Below are 19,654 nucleotides of genomic sequence, written 5' to 3' on the forward strand. Positions count from 1 at the left end.
GCTTGCGGTAGCGTAGCGGACGCAAGGTTCCATTTTTGACAGAATGGATAGTTGGAAGTAAACTTTAGGAAATAAATCTGATGAATCTATACCCAAGGGGTATCTCTAATTATTTCCAACTGTCAATAAGTTTACTCTGTCCCCTTTAAGAAAGAGGTTGAATTCTTAAAAAAAGTATTGTACAATCCATAAGCGCATTAAACGACAGTTCATTTGTACCTTCCTGTCGCTAAACAAAACCAGGACTACATGGAATACTTATGTTTTTTTATGTAGCTCTGCAACTCGCAGAGTTTTTTTGTTGCCTTTTTTGGAGATTAACTGATGGAGAAGATCATTATCGACTGCGATCCGGGAATAGATGATTCCCTGGCCATAATGCTGGCACTTTCAAGTCCCGAGGTGGAAGTTATTGGCATCACCATTGTGGCAGGAAATTCACCTTCTGAGCTTGGATTTATGAACGCCAAAAGAGTTCTTAAATTCCTTGGAAGGCTGGACATTCCTGTATACGTGGGAGCTGATAGGCCAAGAGTAAGGAACTACGTAAACGCCCTTGATACCCACGGCGAGGATGGCCTTGGAGAGAGCTTTTTACCTGAGGTTAAGGGCCAGGAGATCCCCAAGGAGTCTGCTGTAGAGTTTATGAAAAAGTCCCTGAGAGGGGGAAATGTTTCAGTGATAGCACTGGGACCACTTACGAACCTGGCAGACCTTATTGACAGTAATCTGGAATCTTTTTTATCCATTAAAAGGCTTGTGTCCATGGGCGGAAATTTTAGAAGCCATGGCAATTGCTCACCGGTTGCAGAGTACAACTACTGGGAAGATCCTGATAGCGCCAAGGTGGTATTTGATGCCATGTATGAAGCTGGGCGGGAGATTGAGATGGTTGGCCTTGATGTTACCAGGAAGATCGTGCTTACGCCAGAAAACCTTGATGACATGAAAAGAGAAAATGCCGTGGTTGGTGATTTCGTTGAAAGGATCACGAAGTTTTACTTTAAGTTCCACTGGGAATGGGAGCACATTAGAGGCTGTGTTATCAACGATCCTCTGGCTGTAGCTCAGTTTATAAAGCCTACGATCCTGTCAGGAATAGAAGCTTTTACGGAGGTTGAGACTTTAGGAATATCTATAGGACAGACAGTCGTGGATTCCATGGGCTTTTATAGAAAGCACAGCAATGCACTTGTATATACCACTGTAGACGAGAAAGCGTTTTGGGATTTGTTTTTGCCAAGAATTTTAGGAATTAAAGGAGAAAGAAATGAGTAACAACGTAAAGAAACTGACATTTATAGCTCTTTCTGTAGCTATCAATATTGTAGGAAGCAAGATCGCACTGCTTCTTAGCCTTCCGATCTTTTTAGACAGCATAGGAACAATGCTTGCAGGAATAGTTCTTGGTCCCATTGCAGGCGGCCTTACAGCACTTGTTGGCGGCCTTATAAACGGAGCACTTGGAGATATTTACGCCATCTACTTTTCGATAAGCGGAGTTTTGATGGGAGTTATCGCAGGCCTTGTTTTCCATGAAAAAAAGAATACTATTCCTTCTCTTTTCTGGAAATGCCTTATAGTCACACTGCCTGCGTCAGCTCTTTCAGCATGCATTGAAACCTTCCTCTTTGGAGGTATCACATCAGCGGTTGTGACAACCTTTATAATCCAGGCTCTTTCACAGACTGCCCTTAAGCTCTTTGGCGGAGCATTCCTTACCCAGGCCATAACAGATTATGTGGATAAGCTTATTGCCATCATACTTGTTGTTGTAAGCATGAGGAGCCTTCCTTATGAACTTACACATTTTGAGGAAAAAGAAAAGCAGGAAACAGCAGAAGTTACCAGATAAAATTGGACTTTAGCTGCTCGCCGTTATCAATAAGAAGGTCCTGACCGGTCATGCTCTTATTGATATTTGTAAGATAATAGGAAAGATCAGCAATTTCCTCTGCAGAGGCCCACTTATTAAGCAGTGTCTCATCGTGGCACTTCTTCATAAGATCTGGATCATCCATGATATGGACGTTAAGGGGGGTATAAACACCTCCAGCAGAAATGCTGTTAGAAGTAGCACCGTACCTGGCAAGTCTAAGTGCGGTGTTTTTCATATATGTAACTACGCCGCCCTTGCTGGCAGCATACTCTGGAAATTCAGCTCCGTTAGAGGCACTTGAGGACGCCATGAAAAGAACGGAGTGGATATCATCTTGAAATGCATACTTTTCTGTAACTTTTATAGTGGCTTTTAAATTAGTGTCAATGACTAAAGGGCCTTCCTGTATCCCTGCATTGTTGATAAGTACATTTATTCCGCCAATCTCAGGAAGATCTCCATTTATATTGGCGATCATATGGCTGTAGGAAGGCGCACTAAATCCTGCCTCCTTTACGTCAAAGCCAATGACCTCATGACCCATCTCTATGTATTTTTTTGCACATGCAAGCCCAATACCCTGGCTTGCTCCGGTTATCAGTATTTTCATGCCTATAGTATATCACAGTTTACAAAACCTTTAGATATAGTTGCATAACATGTTGTAAAATAGATATATACGTTTTATTGATAGGAGGGAATGATATGTGGGCTTATGAGACAAGCTTTTATCAGATTTATACACTGGGCTTTTGCGGAGCACCCTTTGAGAATGATGGAAAGCTGGAGCACAGGATACTTAAGGTTATAGACTGGATACCACACCTTAAGAAGCTGGGAGTAGGCGCAGTTTTGTTTAATCCAGTATTTGAGTCAGATACCCATGGGTATAACACCAGGGACTACAGGATGATCGACGTAAGACTTGGAACTAACGAGGATTTTAAGAAAGTCTGCAAGGCTCTTCATAAAGAGGGAATAAAGATTGTTCTTGACGGCGTATTTAATCATGCTGGAAGAGGTTTTTTTGGCTTCAAGGACGTCCTTGAAAAAAAGTGGGATTCTCCCTATAAGGACTGGTTCAACATAAGCTTTGATGGAAACAGCAATTATAATGACGGTCTGTGGTATGAGGGCTGGGAAGGAAACTACGACCTGGTAAAGTTAAATCTCAGAAATCCTGCTGTAACAGATTATCTTCTTGAGAGCGTTAAGTTCTGGATCGATGAGTTTGGAATTGATGGACTTAGGCTTGATGTTGCTTACTGTGTGGATACAGACTTTCTTAAGAGACTTCGCTACGAGACAGGAAACTGGAAGGAAGATTTCTTCCTTATGGGAGAGATGATAGGCGGAGACTACAACAGGATCATGGGAGATGACACCTGTCATTCTGCTACAAACTATGAGTGCTACAAGGGAATGTTCTCAGCCCTTAACAGCATGAATCTGTTTGAGATAATCCATTCGCTGCTTCGTCAGTTTGGACCTGAGAACTGGACTCTTTACAAAGGAAAGCACCTGTTATCTTTTGTTGACAACCATGATGTATCAAGGATTGCAAGTACATTAAACAATCCTGCCCATCTTAAGCTTATCTATACCCTTATGTTTGGTATGCCTGGCATCCCAACTATATACTACGGAAGTGAGTGGGGAGAAAAAGCAGATAAGTCCCAGGGTGACCCGGCGCTAAGGCCATGCTTTGAAAAACCAGAGTGGAATGAGCTTACTGACCACATAGCAGCTCTTTGCAAGGCTCAGAGCGGTGCAGAAGCACTTAACTATGGAGGATTCAAGTCTTTGGTCCTCACCAACAGACAGTGCATCTTTGAAAGAGAAAGTGGTAATGACAGGGTAATGGTTGTTATCAATGCTGATGAAAACCCATACCAGGCTCATTTTGACGCCAGGGCAGGAAGAGCAAAAGACCTGATAACAGGTGCTGAGGTAGACTTTGGCGGCGGGCTTGTGATACCAGGGTACACTTCATATATCCTAAGACCATTCTAAAACCTAAAAATAGACTTTTTGGAGCCTGATCTGGGTCTATGGCAAGAATTCATTATTTTTATCTGGGACACCATATTATTCTATGAGTTTTTGATGACCTGATGACATAGAATATAGTTATTCAGATCATGGAGGGACATAGAGTGAAGATCTATTTTGACAAGCTTTACAAAGACGACAGAATAAAAGAACTATGTGGTATATGCGTTCCGTTTAAGAAGGGAGCGCTTAGAAAGGATGACCTGGACACTGTGACGATCCTGGATGTGGACAGGAAAGTTCCTTCTCAGACACATATTACTTCCACATGGGAAGACGGCTCCGTGCGCTATATTTATACGCACTTTTTGGCTGACCTGCCAGGTAATGCGAAAAAAGAGCTCCTTTTGACTTTTAAGGGTGATGAGGATTACAGCTTTGCGACTGTATCAGCTGACCATGAAGATATTGAAGTAATAAGTGAAAAAGAAGACGGGGGCAGTATCTTTATTGATAACGGACCTCTTAAGTTGTCTGTAAAAAATGGATCTTTGGACCTCTTTGAAACTTTTGTTTATGGTGAAAAGAACTTTTCAAAGAGTCAGTTTGTTGGACCATATGTGACCATAGACGGAGAGAAGCTGACAACTTTTTTTGATGAGTGGAAGCTGGTAAAAAAAGGTCCGATCCTGACAATACTTCAAGGCAAAGGAAGATGCACAGGAAGTAAAAATGCTTTTTCCGGCGAAGGAATAAAGTTTGAGATGCGTATCTTAATAACAGCAGGAAAGCCCTGGCTTGATATGGGATTTCGCTTTATTAATGCCACTGACGGTGATATAAAACCTGATGATATTGTATTTGCTGTTAAGGGCTTTGGAAGTGAAGATATCTCATTGAACAGCCCTGAGTATATAAGTGAAGCAGTAGATTCTACCGGCTGCGGAGATACGAAAAAGACCAACGTGACAGGTGATATTGTTAAGACAACAGGCACCAAAGATCTCAAGACTTACGACTTTTTGGAAGCTGAAAATGGCAGTAGCCCGCGAACAATTGTGGCTACCTCCAATTACAGAACCGACTTTACCATCAGTAAGACTGGGGGTATGCTGGACAGTACCATAACAGCTGAAATTTTGAAAAAGCAGGCCAATGAGCACTTTGCGGAGGTGTTCTATGGCACATATTTTGCTGACTTTACTGACCCTGCAGAAAACATCGGAGTTTGTGCAACAGTTTTCCAGGCTTTTCAAAACTTCCCAAAAGCTGTAAGGAGCGATAAAAACGGGGTTGTGGTATTTCTTTTACCAGACCAGAACAAAAATGCTGATAAAACAAGTGCTTCTCCAGTTGTTTTTGCATCTGGAATGGCCAGAGAGCAGAGATTCCTTCTGCATTTCCATGAAGCGAAAGAGCCGATATACGAACTGGACAACAGAAGCATTATTTACCAAATGCCTGACAAGCCCTATATAATGCCTGAGGTGTTTGAGGTAGCTAAAGTTATGCCAGATATCTTTTTATCGCCGGACAATGCTGACGACGATGTAGAGATATCTCTCATCGATAAGGCTGACGGCCATGCAAGATGCTACGGAATGCTTAATTTTGGTGATGCTCCGGATCCTGGATATACAGAGCAGGGCAGAGGTAATGGAAACCTTGTCTGGACAAATAATGAATATGACTATCCTCATGCTATGTATATGATGTATGCAAGAAGTGGCGTAAGGCGTTTTTTGGATTATGCCAATGTGGCAGCTTGGCATTGGATGGATGTTGATGTTTGTCATTATTCAGCTGATCCGCTAAGAACCGGGGGACAGTGGGAACACACAAGACGCCATACTGGCGGTTCTGAAAATGGAGCAGGCTCTCAGGGAGAGATGGTCTGCAGCCATGAATGGGTTGAAGGCCTTATTGATCTGTATCACTTCACAGGGGATGAAAGAGCCCTGGATACGGCTATTGGCATTGGTGAAAATGTTTTAAGGCTTCTAGATACTCCAATGTATCAGGTGGCTGGAGAAAGTAGTGCCAGGGAAACTGGCTGGGCACTTAGGACACTGACTGCGCTTTATGTAGAGACCCATGATAAAAAGTGGGTGGAAAAGTGTCAGTGGATAGTATCCCAGTTCAAAGCCTGGAATGAAAAGTATGGAGGGTGGCTTGCACCATATACAGATAATACCACTATCAGAGTAGGTTTTATGATATCTGTAGCGGTTGGGTCACTTATGCGCTATTTTAGAGTATTTCCTTCTGATGAACTCAAAGAAATGATGGTAAAAGCTATAGATGATCTTACTGAGAACTTCATGACACCACAGGGGATTTTTGTATACAAGGAACTTCCCAGCCTTTCAAGAAATGGCACCAACACGCTCTTATTAGAAGCTATGGCTATAGGATACGAACTTACTGGCGATGAGAAATATCTTGATTATGGCAAGAAAACCTTTAGAAGATCCTATGGTGAATCCCGGGGAGTGTCAGGCAGCAAGCGCATTGTGGAGGATGCTGTCATGGTGGGACAGGGTCCTACCAAGAACTTCGCCCAGAGCTTTTTGCCAATTACCAGTTTTTATGTGCAGATGGCAAGAGCAAATAAGTTGTTGTGACGGAATAATTGTTATATAATCAATTTATGGAAATTCGTACACCTATTATTGCAATTTTAGTATTGGCCATTCTAATGGTGATCTACCTGAGGAAGAACATACCTCAGGTCTTTTCAACGCGCGTGTTTTTTGGCTTTCTTGTTACAGCCTGTCTTTGTCTTGTAAGCGAAATTATCGAGTGCGCAGTTTTTACACAGCTTGATTCATCCTTTAGAGTACTTAGAAGAACAACCCAGGGCCTTTATGTTGGAACCCTTATTCTTTCAGTGTTTATGCTGGCTCTTTATGTTTATGCCAAGGCAAACCATGGAAGAATGATCTCCAAGCTTATGATCGCCATTATGACAGCTCCTGGACTTATAGCTGTTTTAGCTATAATCGTTGGAGAGATCTACTACACGAGAAGTGCATCAGGACAGTATTATAGCTATGGACCTGCAATAGTTGCTTGCTATATGGTTGGATTTTGCTATATTATTGCCACATTGATCTACGCTTTAGCACATAGAAAGAGACTTCATAAAGAAGAGTGTCGAGCCATTGTCGTTGGTCTTGTTTTGTGGCTTGTTCTTACACTTTTCCAGTTCTTGTTCCACGGATATCAGGTTTCAGCTGTTGGGATCATGCTGATGGCACTTATACTGTTTCTGGCCATGGAAAATCCCAAGGAATTCTATGAAAAGAATATGCCTAATATCAGGAATAAAGAGGCCTTTACTCTTACTCTTGTTGAGAAATTCGGATTTAAGCAGAACTTTTTCATAGCGTCAGTTATTTTTACTGGAAGAACCTCAGTATTATCAGGAGAAGACAGACAGCATCTTATTGATCTGCAGACTATAGTGGCAGAAAAGGCTTCATTGGAACTGGGAATAGATGCCTATCTTTCTGACTGGAATGCCCTTTCTTTTATAATAAAAGATCCGGAGAAGGTTGAAGCTTTAATGTCCATGATAAATAATTACAAGGACAACACCAATAACTACAAGCTGACCTATTCAATTCTGGAAGTCCCAAAATGCACAGAATATGTGGACGAAGCTCTGCAGATCCTTTCCTATGTGGCAGGAGAATATGTATACACCCAGTCAGCGCCGAACCTTGTTATCAACAAGACCATAGTTGACAAGATGATCTATAGAAACAGCGTTGAAGATGTGGTCAGACAGGCTGTTATAGACAAGGCCTTTGACGTGTATTATCAGCCTATACTCAGCGTCAAGGAGGGAAAATTTACGTCAACAGAGGCACTTGTAAGACTGAGGCAGCCTAAGTCGGAAAATTATATTTCTCCTGAAGACTTTATTCCAATTGCTGAAAAGTGTGGCCTTATCAAAGATATTGACGATCTTGTCTTTGAAAAAGTATGTTCCTTCATCGCGAGGGAAAACCTTTCAAGCTACGGTGTTAAGACAGTTGAAGTCAATCTTTCGGGTCATGAAGTTGTTGATAAACAGACCTATGCAAGGCTTCTTGGAAAGATGGAGAAATACCATATTCCGCCTAAGTTTATCAACTTTGAGATCACTGAAACAGCGTATATAAACAACGACGATACATTTAAGGAAAATGTCCAAAAGCTAAAGGACATGGGAAGCACCTTCTCCATGGACGATTTTGGATCAGGATACTCAAACCTCTTAGAGCTTCTTAAGATGGATTACAAGCTTGTTAAGATGGACAAAGAGTTTGTCTGGAACTGCCTTGACAAGTCAAAACCAGAAAACCAGCGTATGCTTGAGTATTCCATAAGCTTCCTTAAAGACTATGGCCTTCATATACTGGCAGAAGGTGTAGAAACTGTTGAACAGGCTGAAATTTTGGTAGAAAAAGGTGTAGAATATTTACAGGGATTTTACTATTCAAGACCAATACCAGAAAATGAATATATTGAGTTTCTTAAGGCACAGAAAGGAGAAAGACAATGAACGAGGCTCTATATGATGCAGTATTCTCTTACGGAGAAAATAAGATTGACCCATTCGCACAGTGCTGCGTAGATTTTGACAGGATCATTTCTGACATGAGGCTGGTAGGGTATGAGATCAACTCATTAAACATTGTTCAGCAGATAATGCTTGAACAGCTTGATACACTTCTTAAGTTTAAGGGGAAGATCATTGAACAGGCTATGGATCTTGATAATAGAGACGACTTCTGCAGGGAAAAGTATGGCCTTTCTTTCAAAGATATTGACGCTCTTGACCCAATCCACGACATTGAGTATGACATAAAGAGCGGTCAGGTTATCTATTATCTGACTCATGAAGCAAAACATAAAGAAGAAGCCTATTTCATCCTCTTTAAAAAATCATTTGATGCCTTCACAAGCAAAACTGGCTTTAATTACATCAGTAACTGATCAGGGATAAGAGATGATCTTAGAGACACCTAGACTAATACTAAGGGGCTGGAAAGATGAAGATGCTTCCAGCCTCTTTAAATATGCCTCGGATAAGAGGGTGGGGCCATCTGCAGGCTGGCCTCCTCACAGGGATGAGAACTACTCAAGGGCGGTAATAAGGACTATTTTTTCAACCCCCGAGACCTATGCTATATGTCTTAAGGGAATGGAAGAGGAGCCAATAGGCAGTATTGGCCTTACTCTTAAAGGAAGTCCCGAAAGGCCACTAGAACATAATGAAGCTGAGCTTGGGTACTGGGTTGGAGTTCCTTTTTGGAACCAGGGAATTGCAACTGAGGCGGCAAAAGAAATGATCCGCCATGGCTTTACTGACCTTAACCTCATGAGAATCTTCTGTGCTTATTTTAAAGGAAACAACAGGAGTAAAAAAGTTCAAGAAAAACTGGGCTTTAAGTACCACCATACCAACGACTGTTGCAAGCTCTTAATGCTGAAAGAAACAAGGGTTGAGTATGTTAATTCACTTACTGCTATTGAGTGGGAGAACATAAAAAAGACACACTTTTTTCAAGATTAAATATTACAAAAAAAGTAATATTATGTTATAATCTATCTACTGAAAGCGCTTCCAATGATGGGTTGTTTTGTTGTTTGAATATATAAGGAGGAACATATGTTAAAAATTGGAGAATGCGTAATTTACGGCAGTCACGGTCTGTGTAGTGTTCGTGATATACTGGTTCCGTCTTTCCTTGAGAGGGGAAAAGAGAAACAGTATTATCAGATGGTTTCCGCGGTAGATGCAGGAAGTGTTCTCTATGTTCCGGTTGATGGTGCTGAAGACAAGATCCGTCAGGTCATCAGCAGAGGTGATGCGGAAGGGCTCATTGATGAAATAGAATTTACACCTGAGCTTGAGCTTCCAGAAGGCAAGAAGGCAGAGCCTGCTATCATGGAAGTTATCAAGAGAAATGTAGCAGATGAGATGATGAGTCTTGTAAAGTCCCTTCGCAAGATCAAGGCCACAAGAGAGGCTGAGGGCAAGAAGTTTGCATCTCTTAGTGAGAAACATCTTCTTATGGCTGAGAAGCTCCTTTATACAGAGCTTGCATTTGCACTAAAAACCGAGAAGGATGACATTAAATCCAGAGTTCTTTCTGAACTTTCACAGTTACCACTTGAGACTGCTTGATGCAGTCTCTTTTTTTGCGACCTTTACCTCTATATGCGCCCTCTTTTTGGTTGCAATAAGGCTTTGTCTTTTGTAAAATGTAATCTATGGCAAATACTTTAGAACTTTACTACGAAAGTGCATATTTAAAGGAATTTGATGCCACTGTCATATCCTGCAGTAAGGGCGGCGATGGCTCTTTTTTTGTGTGCCTTGATAAGACAGCTTTTTTCCCAGAGCAGGGAGGACAGAGCTGCGACAAGGGTGTGCTCCTTGACGAAAGCGGTGTAGAGCATGCTGTTGATTATGTATCCATAGAAGATGGCGTTATTACTCATGTCTTGAAAAGTGCTCTGCCTGAAGGAGCTACCGTTCATGGTGTGATAGATTTTGAGCACAGATTCAGCAACATGCAGCAGCACACTGGAGAGCACATTTTTTCTGGAATAGTTAACAGCCGTTTTGGCTATGACAATGTGGGATTTCACTTAAGCGACAACGAAGTGACCATGGACTATAATGGTCAGCTGACTCCTGATCAGATCAAAGAGGTTGAGCTTTTGGTCAATAAGGCTATATGGAACAATGTAGAGGTTATCTGTTCATTTCCATCTGATGAAGAGCTTAATGCTATAGATTACAGGAGCAAAAAAGAGCTAAGTGGTGCTATCAGGATTGTGACAATTCCCGGGTACGATGTGTGTGCATGCTGCGCTCCTCACGTATTAAGGACAGGAGAGATCGGACTTTTAAAGGTAGTCAGGGCTCAGAATTATAAAGGCGGAACAAGAGTCAGCATTCTTTGTGGAGAGAGGGCTCTTTCATATATTTCTTTTGAGCATGACATAATTGATGAGCTTGCGAGAACTTTTACCACAAGCCAGGAAAATATCAGATCATCTGTTGCTAAACTTCAAAGTGATCTTCAGGACTGCAAGGGTCAGCTGGTAAACCTTCAGAACAGGCTCCTTGACTTTGAGCTTAAGGAGATAGATAAGGATCTTACAAATGTCTTTTTGGTAAAAGAGCCATCTACTGATCAGAACGTTCTCAGGAAAACTGTTAATCAGCTTGCTCTTTCACATGCTGGATTTTGTGGAGCCTTTGCAGGTGATGAAAAAGATGGATACAGATATATCATAGCCTCTGGCACTGAGGGCAGAGATTGTAAGATGCTCCAGAAGGTGCTTTCAGAGGAGTTTGGCGCAAGAGGCGGCGGAAACAGCCCTATGATACAGGGTAGCCTTAAAAGCGCAGATATTAAGGCAGTAATTAACAGGTGTCAGGAGTTTTAACATGAGTAGCGAGGCAAAAAATGAATTTTTAGAAGGGTGTAAGGATGCAATTCCAATTTGTCTTGGATATATTGCAGTGTCCTTTGCTTTTGGAATAGAGGCCGCCAAGATAGGCATGACAACTTTTCAGGCAGCACTTACATCACTTCTTAATGTCACAAGTGCAGGGCAGTTTTCAGCCCTTGATGTAATAGCAAGAAATGGAAGCTTTATTGAACTTGCGATCCTGCAGTTCATTATCAACTTAAGATATATGCTTATGAGTACAGCTCTTTCTCAAAAGCTCTCATCCAAGGTTGGAACAATTCAAAGACTTGGTATAAGTTATGGAGTAACAGATGAGATTTTTGCTCTTAGTTTCTTTAGGAAAGGGAGCCTCAATCCGCTTTATTCCTACGGCCTTATAATAACTTCTGTTTTTGGATGGGTATTTGGTACAGTGCTGGGAGCATTCTCCGGACAGATACTTCCAGAGAGGCTCATAAGCTGCCTTGGACTTGCAATTTATGGCATGTTTATTGCCATTATCATTCCTGATACCAGAACTAACAGAACGATCCTGGGCATTGTTGTTTCAGCAATGGTATTAAGCAGCATCTTTACCTACGTTCCAGTGCTTGCAAGCCACATTTCATCGGGCTTCAGGATTATTATAATAACAGTTGTTGTGGCTGCTTTTGCAGCTTACTTTGCACCTGTACAGGAAGATAAGGAGGAGATAAAGCCATGAGCAGAGTTTATCTTTACATCCTCCTGATGGCAGGTGTTACATACCTGATAAGAGCGCTTCCTCTTACTCTTATTAGAAGAGAGATAAGTAGCAGGTTCATCAGATCTTTTTTGCATTATGTACCCTATGCAACACTTGCAGCTATGACATTTCCTGCTATACTAAATGCCACAGATTATCTTTACTCTTCAGTGGCAGGATTTCTGGTGGCACTGATACTTGCTTTTAACAAAAAGAGCCTTCTTACAGTTGCAGGTTTTTCCTGTCTTGCAGCCTTTATAGTAGAACTCTTTTTGCACTGATAACAGATGATTTATAATATAGAAATGAGGAACATGCTATGCGTATAGGAATGGGATACGATGTTCATAAGCTTGTGGAGGGCAGAGACCTTATAATTGGAGGAGTTAAGATCCCTTATGAAAAGGGACTTTTGGGACACTCTGATGCGGATGTTCTTCTTCATGCTATAATGGATGCAATCTTAGGAGCAGCTGCTTTGGGTGATATTGGAAAGCATTTCCCTGATACGGATCCAAAGTATAAGGGAGCTGATTCAATAATGCTCCTTAAGGAGGTTGCGGATCTTGTAGACAAGGAGCATTATGTTATTGAAAATATTGATGCCACGATAATTGCCCAGGCGCCCAAGATGAGACCCTTCATAGATGAGATGAGGATCAATATAGCACAGGCTCTTAGGATCTCCTTATCACAGGTCAATGTTAAGGCCACAACGGAAGAGGGGCTTGGATTTACCGGATCAGGTGAAGGTATCTCTTCTCAGGCGATATGTCTTTTGACCAGTCCAATGGATGCCTTCAGTACAGTATATGGGGATGAGAAGGCAGGATGCGGACGATGTCAGGGGTGCGACAGAGGATGACTGTAGGAAAAAAGATAGCGAGGAGTAATATAAATGGCTGAGAGATTTAGTTTTTACAATTCACTTACAAGAAATGTCGACGAGTTTGTACCACGTGTACCAGGAAAGGTTTCAATGTACACCTGCGGACCAACCGTTTATCACTATGCCCATATAGGTAATATCAGAACATACATCATGCAGGATGTCCTTGTGAAGGCACTTTGCTACGCTGGATATGATGTAAAGAGAGTCATGAACATAACTGATGTAGGACACCTTTCATCTGATGCAGACACCGGTGAAGACAAGATGCTTGCAGGGGCTAAGAGAGAACACAAGTCAGTTATGGAGATTGCAAAGTTCTACACTGATGCATTTTTTAAGGATTTTGCGGCTGTCGGCAATAAAAAACCAGATGTTATAGAACCTGCGACCAACTGCATTCCTGAGTTTATCCACATGATAGAAGTTCTTATTGAAAAGGGCTTTGCTTATCAGGCAGGTGGAAACATCTATTTTGATACAAGTAAACTTGATGACTACTATGTTTTCTCTTCAGCTATCGAAAAGGAACAGCTTGAAATTGGCGTTCGTGATGATGTAGAAGAGGATACAAACAAAAAGAACAAAACTGACTTTGTGCTTTGGTTTACCAAGTCCAAGTTTGAAGATCAGGCTCTTAAATGGGACAGCCCATGGGGAGTTGGCTATCCAGGATGGCATATTGAGTGCTCCTGCATTTCCATGAAGCATCTTGGAGAATACATTGACATCCACTGCGGCGGTGTGGACAATATGTTCCCACACCATACCAATGAGATAGCCCAGTCTGAGAGCTACCTTGGACACAGATGGTGCAGCTACTGGTTCCATTCAAACCACTTAAATGACAGAGCAGGCAAGATGAGTAAGTCAAAGGGTGCAGTTCTTACTGTTTCAGTATTGCAGGAGAAGGGCTATGATCCTTTAGTTTACAGATTTTTCTGCCTTCAGTCACATTACAGAAAGCCACTGGAGTTTTCTTTTGAGGCTCTTGACCAGGCTGCAACAGCATTTAACAAGCTTGTTAAGCGTGTATCTGAGCTTAAGAACGAGGGAGAGGTTGACGAGGCAGTTAAAAAGGACCTTGAGGGCAAGTTCCTTGATGCTGTTTCAAATGACCTTAACACATCAATGGCAATAACAGTTCTTTATGATGCCCTTAAGGCCGATACCACTGATGCAACAAAGCTTGCTCTTGTGGAGAGCTTTGATAAGGTCCTTTCACTTGACCTTATCGGACACGCTAAAAAGCTTGGCGAGGGCGTGGCTGATGTTGATTCCGAGCTTCTTAAATACATTGAGGAGCAGATTGCAAAAAGAACTGAGGCCAAGAAGAACAAGGACTTTGCTACAGCTGATGCCATCAGAGATGAGCTTATGCAGAAAGGTATTGAGATCAAGGATACCCGTGAAGGAGTTAAATGGCAGATAGTTTAAATGAGTATATCAATGCCAAATTTGGCATTGAATCCAAGGACATAAGGACCTACTCGCCGCTGACATTGGCATATATTGGCGACGCAGTATTTGACCTTGTCATCAGATCAGTTTTGGTAAACAAGGGCAACACTGCTGTTAACAATCTACATAAAAAATCGAGTGCTATTGTTAAAGCCCCTACTCAGTCAAAGATTGCAGCCTCAATAATGGACGATATGACTGAGGAGGAAAGAGATATATTCAGGCGTGGCAGAAACTCAAAGCCCCATACCAAGGCAAAGAATGCCTCTGCCATAGAGTATCTTGAAGCTACAGGATTTGAGGCAGTTTTAGGTTTCTTGTATCTTAAGGGCGATATGGACCGGATAATGGAGCTTGTTGTCCTTGGAATTAAAAAAGCTGATTTGACTGATGGTTTGTAATTGAGGTTATCCTATGGAAAAAGAAATGAACATACAGGGAAGCGAAGAGAAGATCGAAGGCAGAAACGCTGTCATTGAGGCTTATCGCTCCGGTAAAACAATAGATAAGATATATATACTTGATGGATGTCAGGATGGACCTGTTTCCACCATCAGAAGAGAGGCCAAGAAAAATGGAACTCTCATTAAGTTTGTAAGCAGGGAGCGCCTTGACCAGATGTCAGAGACAGGTAAGCACCAGGGAGTTATCGCTATTGCTGCCGCTTACAAATACTCAGAGATGGAGGATATTTTTAACCTGGCCAAACTAAGGGGCGAGGACCCATTTGTTTTTATCCTTGATAACATTGAGGATCCTCACAATCTTGGGGCTATCATAAGAACAGCCAATCTCTCCGGAGCTCATGGCGTTATAATCCCAAAGAACAGGGCAGTAGGTCTTACTGCAACTGTGGCTAAGGCTTCAGCTGGAGCTTTGAATTACACACCTGTTGTGAAGGTTACCAATATTGCCAGTACAATTGAAGCGTTAAAGGACAAGGGACTTTGGTTTGCCTGCGCGGACATGGGTGGCACCAGAATGTATGACCTTAACCTTAAGGGACCTATTGGTCTTGTTATTGGCAATGAGGGAAGCGGAGTTTCAAGGCTTGTAAGGGAAAAGTGCGATATGATCGCATCTATTCCAATGAAGGGAGACATTGATTCTCTTAATGCATCAGTAGCTGCAGGAGTACTCGCTTTTGAGGTAGTAAGACAAAGGAGCCTTTAATGAGTGACTTAAGGTTTGACAGCATGGATGATGAGCAGCTAATCGTTTTGATCCATGATGGAGGAAGAGGTGAAACTGTTGACTACATCATGAACAAGTACAAGGATCTTGTGAGGAAAAAAGCTGCATCTATGTATATTCTTGGAGCGGACAGAGATGATCTCATCCAGGAGGGAATGATAGGACTGTTTAAGGCTGTAAGAGATTATGATGCAGGAAGGGATGCCAGCTTTTCCACCTTTGCGGACCTTTGTATTTCCAGACAGATGTATTCTGCCATCAAGTCTCTTTCCAGAAAAAAGCATATGCCTCTTAACAGCTATATATCAATTTATGCCAGCAGAGAAGATTCTGATCAGGGAAGTGACGTATCCCTTGAAGAGATCCTGGAATCAGATTCAAACCTTATTCCGGAGCAGTATGTTCTTGACCAGGAGAACCTTAAGATCCTTGAAGAGAACATCGACAAGGATCTTAGCGAACTTGAGAGGCAGGTTCTTGATCTGTATATAACAGGTATGAGCATTAAAAAGATAGCAGGGGTTCTGGGCAGAGATGAGAAATCTACAGACAATGCTATGCAGAGAGTCAGGGCCAAGCTAAAGAAGTATCTCAAATAAAAAATACTTGCTTTGAAGATGATTGTATGCTATATTTATATAGCTGTTGTAAAACAGTGGTAACTATTGTTGATTTTTGCAAATCACAGCGTCAGGTACGTTAAGCGTACTGATGAGATATCTGTCGGAAACAGATATGATAATTTAGATATAGTGAGGTGAGAAGATATGAGACAGGACATCCAGCCAGAATTCCATCAGGCAACAGTTACTTGCAACTGCGGTAACACATTCACTGTTGGATCAACTAAGAGCGAGATCCACGTAGAAATTTGCTCAAAGTGCCATCCTTTCTACACAGGAACTCAGAAGGCTACAGCTGCTCGTGGACGTATTGATAAGTTCAACAAGAAATACGGCATGGACAACAAGTAATTCAAGGTTCATAAGTTTAGTAGAAACTTTGGAGGTTGAGGCAATAGCCTCGACCTCTTTTTTTACAATCAGAAATAGGGGAAAGCTATGAAAAAACGTAAGATAAGACACTATTCTGGAATCGGCGGGCAGGCGGTTTTAGAAGGCGTTATGATGAAAAATAAAGACATGTACGCTGTTGCTGTCAGAAAGCCGGATGGCGATATAGCTGTTGAGGTAGATGAGTACCACGGTATTGCCTATGGTAGTAAGCTCCTTAATATACCTTTTGTAAGGGGAGTATTTGTGTTTATAAATTCCCTTATTTTGGGGCTTAAGTCTCTTAACTATTCATCATCTTTTTACGAGGAGACTGATGAAAAGCCAACCAAATTGGATGAGGAGATAGACAAGGTTTCAAGCGGTCATGAGGATACATTCCTTATGGTGGTCACCACACTTATCTCATTTGTGTTTGCAATAGCTCTTTTCATGGTGCTTCCTTATGCACTTTCAGAGTTCATATCTAAATATGCCAGAAATGAGTCTATAGTTGCTATCATAGAAGGCGTACTCAGGATCCTGATATTCATAGTTTACATACTGCTGATCTCAAGGATCAAGGACATTAAGAGACTCTTTATGTATCACGGTGCTGAGCACAAATGCATCAACTGTATTGAAAAGGGAAGACCTCTTACAGTACACAATGTTAAGCGCAGTTCAAGACTCCATAAGAGATGCGGAAGCAGCTTTATATTGTTTGTCATGCTTATCAGTATTGTTTTGTTTTTCTTTATCAGAGTGGATTCCTATATCTGGAGAGTTGTAATAAGGATCCTTCTGATCCCTGTGATCTCAGGTATTTCTTATGAGATAATAAGACTTGCTGGCAAGACAGATTTCTTTTTAGTAAGACTTATATCTGCTCCGGGGCTGTGGCTTCAGAGGCTTACAACCAAGGAACCTGATGAGGATATGATACAAGTTGCCATCAAGTCAGTTGAGGCTGTATTTGACTGGAAGGAGTTTTTAAAGGATTCCTTTGGTTATGAAATAGACGACAGCTGGCTGGAGGATGGAGAAGAAGTTAAGGAGTGAAAAAGGCAACTTATGGATTATAAAAGTGCCTATGAATTTGGAATAAAAGAACTTGAAAAAGCCGGGATTGTTGAAGCTAAGCTTGATGCCCGGCTTCTTTTAGAGCGCATTTGTGACACAGATCACAGCGCTCTTATTGCTCACTCTGATAGAGAGCTTACACAAAAAGAACTTGAGGATTTTAACGAGTTCATTGGAAGAAGGGTAAAGAGGGAGCCTGTGGCATATATTCTGGGACAGTGGGAGTTTATGGGGCTTACCTTTGATGTGTCTGGAGATGTGCTTATTCCAGAGCAGGACAGTGAGTTCCTTGTTGAGGAAGCTCTGCGCCACTGTGAAGATGGCATGAAGGTTTTGGATCTTTGTACCGGTTCAGGCTGCATAGCTCTTAGCATACTTAACTTTACCAATGATACAAGCGCAGTTGGCACTGACATATCAGCCAAAGCTCTTTTAATGGCAAGGAAGAATGCAGATAAGCTGGGCCTGTCCCATAGAGCTACGTTTGAAGAAACTGACCTTTTCCCCAAGGAGGAAGAGAAGTTTGACATTATTGTTTCAAACCCTCCTTACATAGCAAGCAGTGTGATCGAAACTCTGGCTCCTGAAGTTAAGGACTATGAGCCAAGACTTGCTCTTGACGGGGATGAAGATGGCCTTAGCTTTTACAGAAGGATAGTAGAGAAGGCGCCTTCGTACCTTTATTCAAGCGGATATCTTGTTATGGAGATAGGTTATGACCAGGCTGAAGCTGTTAAAGGCCTTCTTTTGGATAATGGAAGATATCATGAAATTGAAGTAGTCAAAGATTTTTCTGGCAATGACAGAGTGATCAAGGCTTGTTTCTATTAGCGTCTCTTTTTTGCAGCTAGTTGTTATGATCATTTTGGAGGAAAAGAGATGTTTGACAGATTAGAAGGAATAATAAGAAGATACGAAGATATAAATATGATGCTGGTGGACCCATCAGTGGTTTCTGACCAGGAAAAATTCAGAAACCTTATGAAGGAGCAAAAGAACTTAGAACCAATCGTAAGCTCTTTTACCGAGTATAAAAAGTGCAAGCAGACCATAGAGGACAGCTTATCGCTTCTTGATGAAGAATCTGATCCGGAGATGAAGGAGATGCTCAGACAGGAGCTGTCTGATGCCAAGGAAATGCTTCCGAAGATGGAGGAAAAGCTTAAAATCCTTCTTCTTCCTAAGGATCCCAACGATGAAAAGAATGTTATTGTGGAGATTAGAGCAGGAGTTGGCGGCGATGAAGCAGCTCTTTTTGCGGCTGACATGTACAGGCTCTACACCAGATATGCGGAGAGACAGGGCTGGAAGGTCGAGACCATGAGCATGGAGGATATCGGAATAGGTGGTATCAAGGATGTGAGCTTCATGATCAAGGGAAATGGAGCATATTCAAGGCTTAAGTTTGAGAGTGGAGTTCACAGAGTTCAGAGGATACCAGCGACGGAATCTGGCGGAAGGATCCATACTTCAGCAATAACAGTTGCTATTATGCCAGAGGTTGAGGATGTTGCAGTTGAGATAGATTTAAATGACTGCAAGTTTGACGTGTTCAGAGCTTCAGGAAACGGTGGACAGTGCGTTAATACCACTGACTCAGCAGTAAGACTTACTCATTTACCTACCGGTATTGTTATATCCTGTCAGGACGAAAAGAGCCAGCAGCAAAACAAGGCAAAGGCATTAAAGGTTCTTAGAGCAAAGCTCTATGAGATGGAGCAGGAGAGACAGCACGGGGAAGAAGCAGAGCTTCGAAGAAGTCAGGTTGGTTCCGGAGACAGATCAGAAAAGATAAGAACTTACAATTTCCATCAGGGAAGAGTTACTGACCACCGCATAGGACTTACTCTTTACAAGATTGACCAGATCATGGATGGGGATATTGACGAGATCATCGATGGTCTCATCGCCGCAGATCAGGCAGATAAACTACTGCAGATGGCGGATTGATTTAATAA

The 19,654-nt window shown here is 41.9% G+C and carries 21 protein-coding genes; 20 read left to right on the forward strand and 1 reads right to left on the reverse strand.

All coding sequences use genetic code 11. The annotated features are described in order from the left end of the window. Positions 1 to 324 precede the first annotated feature (324 nt). Both J6I68_RS07395 and J6I68_RS07400 read left to right on the forward strand, forming a co-directional pair. Positions 325 to 1,278: a nucleoside hydrolase gene (locus J6I68_RS07395; RefSeq protein ID WP_292219057.1), complete on the forward strand. Its 954-nt coding sequence runs from the start codon at positions 325 to 327 to the stop codon at positions 1,276 to 1,278. After that, positions 1,271 to 1,855 (forward strand): ECF transporter S component, encoded by a 585-nt coding sequence (locus J6I68_RS07400; RefSeq protein WP_292219060.1) that lies wholly within the window; start codon positions 1,271 to 1,273, stop codon positions 1,853 to 1,855. Before J6I68_RS07395 ends, J6I68_RS07400 begins: the two co-directional genes overlap by 8 nt. On the opposite strand, the gene J6I68_RS07405 is transcribed toward J6I68_RS07400, so the two are convergent. Further along, positions 1,845 to 2,489 (reverse strand): SDR family NAD(P)-dependent oxidoreductase, encoded by a 645-nt coding sequence (locus J6I68_RS07405; protein ID WP_292219062.1) that lies wholly within the window; start codon positions 2,487 to 2,489, stop codon positions 1,845 to 1,847. The two genes, J6I68_RS07400 and J6I68_RS07405, sit on opposite strands and share 11 nt — an antisense overlap. Positions 2,490 to 2,584: 95 nt before the next feature. On the opposite strand from J6I68_RS07405, the gene J6I68_RS07410 reads away from it, so the two are divergent. From J6I68_RS07410 to prfA, 18 genes are all read left to right on the forward strand, one after another. Continuing rightward, the gene (locus J6I68_RS07410; protein WP_292219064.1) at positions 2,585 to 3,892 is read left to right on the forward strand and encodes an alpha-amylase family glycosyl hydrolase; all 1,308 of its coding nucleotides are present in this window, start codon (positions 2,585 to 2,587) and stop codon (positions 3,890 to 3,892) included. Between the two features lie 143 nt (positions 3,893 to 4,035). Further along, complete coding sequence (locus J6I68_RS07415) at positions 4,036 to 6,495, forward strand: hypothetical protein (protein WP_292219066.1); 2,460 nt, start codon at positions 4,036 to 4,038, stop codon at positions 6,493 to 6,495. 62 nt (positions 6,496 to 6,557) lie between these two features. Continuing rightward, positions 6,558 to 8,423, forward strand: coding sequence for an EAL domain-containing protein (locus tag J6I68_RS07420; RefSeq protein ID WP_292219068.1), 1,866 nt, complete (start codon positions 6,558 to 6,560; stop codon positions 8,421 to 8,423). Continuing rightward, positions 8,420 to 8,857, forward strand: coding sequence for a hypothetical protein (locus tag J6I68_RS07425; RefSeq protein ID WP_292219070.1), 438 nt, complete (start codon positions 8,420 to 8,422; stop codon positions 8,855 to 8,857). Before J6I68_RS07420 ends, J6I68_RS07425 begins: the two co-directional genes overlap by 4 nt. A 13-nt stretch (positions 8,858 to 8,870) precedes the next feature. Continuing rightward, complete coding sequence (locus J6I68_RS07430) at positions 8,871 to 9,437, forward strand: GNAT family N-acetyltransferase (protein WP_292219072.1); 567 nt, start codon at positions 8,871 to 8,873, stop codon at positions 9,435 to 9,437. Positions 9,438 to 9,533: 96 nt separating this feature from the next. Then, complete coding sequence (locus J6I68_RS07435; RefSeq protein ID WP_292219077.1) at positions 9,534 to 10,052, forward strand: CarD family transcriptional regulator; 519 nt, start codon at positions 9,534 to 9,536, stop codon at positions 10,050 to 10,052. 86 nt (positions 10,053 to 10,138) lie between these two features. Next, positions 10,139 to 11,326 carry an alanyl-tRNA editing protein gene (locus J6I68_RS07440; protein ID WP_292219082.1) on the forward strand — a complete coding sequence of 396 codons (1,188 nt, stop codon included), beginning with the start codon at positions 10,139 to 10,141 and terminating at the stop codon, positions 11,324 to 11,326. Between the two features lies 1 nt (position 11,327). After that, positions 11,328 to 12,056, forward strand: coding sequence for an AzlC family ABC transporter permease (locus J6I68_RS07445; protein ID WP_292219085.1), 729 nt, complete (start codon positions 11,328 to 11,330; stop codon positions 12,054 to 12,056). Continuing rightward, entirely contained in the window at positions 12,053 to 12,358 is a 306-nt protein-coding gene (locus J6I68_RS07450) for an AzlD domain-containing protein (protein WP_292219087.1), read from the forward strand. Before J6I68_RS07445 ends, J6I68_RS07450 begins: the two co-directional genes overlap by 4 nt. A 38-nt stretch (positions 12,359 to 12,396) precedes the next feature. Continuing rightward, positions 12,397 to 12,942: a 2-C-methyl-D-erythritol 2,4-cyclodiphosphate synthase gene (gene ispF, locus J6I68_RS07455; protein ID WP_292219090.1), complete on the forward strand. Its 546-nt coding sequence runs from the start codon at positions 12,397 to 12,399 to the stop codon at positions 12,940 to 12,942. A gap of 33 nt (positions 12,943 to 12,975) precedes the next feature. Then, positions 12,976 to 14,403, forward strand: a complete 1,428-nt coding sequence (gene cysS, locus J6I68_RS07460) for a cysteine--tRNA ligase (protein WP_292219092.1) — start codon at positions 12,976 to 12,978, stop codon at positions 14,401 to 14,403. Next, complete coding sequence (locus J6I68_RS07465; protein ID WP_292219095.1) at positions 14,388 to 14,828, forward strand: Mini-ribonuclease 3; 441 nt, start codon at positions 14,388 to 14,390, stop codon at positions 14,826 to 14,828. Before cysS ends, J6I68_RS07465 begins: the two co-directional genes overlap by 16 nt. 13 nt (positions 14,829 to 14,841) lie before the next feature. Then, positions 14,842 to 15,600, forward strand: a complete 759-nt coding sequence (rlmB, locus tag J6I68_RS07470) for a 23S rRNA (guanosine(2251)-2'-O)-methyltransferase RlmB (protein ID WP_292219097.1) — start codon at positions 14,842 to 14,844, stop codon at positions 15,598 to 15,600. Then, positions 15,600 to 16,220: an RNA polymerase sporulation sigma factor SigH gene (gene sigH / locus J6I68_RS07475; RefSeq protein ID WP_292219100.1), complete on the forward strand. Its 621-nt coding sequence runs from the start codon at positions 15,600 to 15,602 to the stop codon at positions 16,218 to 16,220. The genes rlmB and sigH overlap by 1 nt, the downstream gene beginning before the upstream one ends. A gap of 168 nt (positions 16,221 to 16,388) precedes the next feature. Next, positions 16,389 to 16,595, forward strand: coding sequence for a 50S ribosomal protein L31 (rpmE, locus tag J6I68_RS07480; RefSeq protein WP_022765874.1), 207 nt, complete (start codon positions 16,389 to 16,391; stop codon positions 16,593 to 16,595). An 87-nt stretch (positions 16,596 to 16,682) separates the two neighbouring features. Further along, positions 16,683 to 17,675 carry a DUF1385 domain-containing protein gene (locus tag J6I68_RS07485; RefSeq protein WP_292219102.1) on the forward strand — a complete coding sequence of 331 codons (993 nt, stop codon included), beginning with the start codon at positions 16,683 to 16,685 and terminating at the stop codon, positions 17,673 to 17,675. Between the two features lie 12 nt (positions 17,676 to 17,687). Further along, positions 17,688 to 18,527, forward strand: coding sequence for a peptide chain release factor N(5)-glutamine methyltransferase (gene prmC / locus J6I68_RS07490; RefSeq protein ID WP_292219103.1), 840 nt, complete (start codon positions 17,688 to 17,690; stop codon positions 18,525 to 18,527). 48 nt (positions 18,528 to 18,575) lie between these two features. Further along, the gene (gene prfA / locus J6I68_RS07495) at positions 18,576 to 19,646 is read left to right on the forward strand and encodes a peptide chain release factor 1 (RefSeq protein WP_292219109.1); all 1,071 of its coding nucleotides are present in this window, start codon (positions 18,576 to 18,578) and stop codon (positions 19,644 to 19,646) included. Positions 19,647 to 19,654: the final 8 nt, after the last annotated feature.

This window comes from Butyrivibrio sp., from assembly GCF_017940685.1.
GTDB lineage: Bacteria > Bacillota > Clostridia > Lachnospirales > Lachnospiraceae > Butyrivibrio.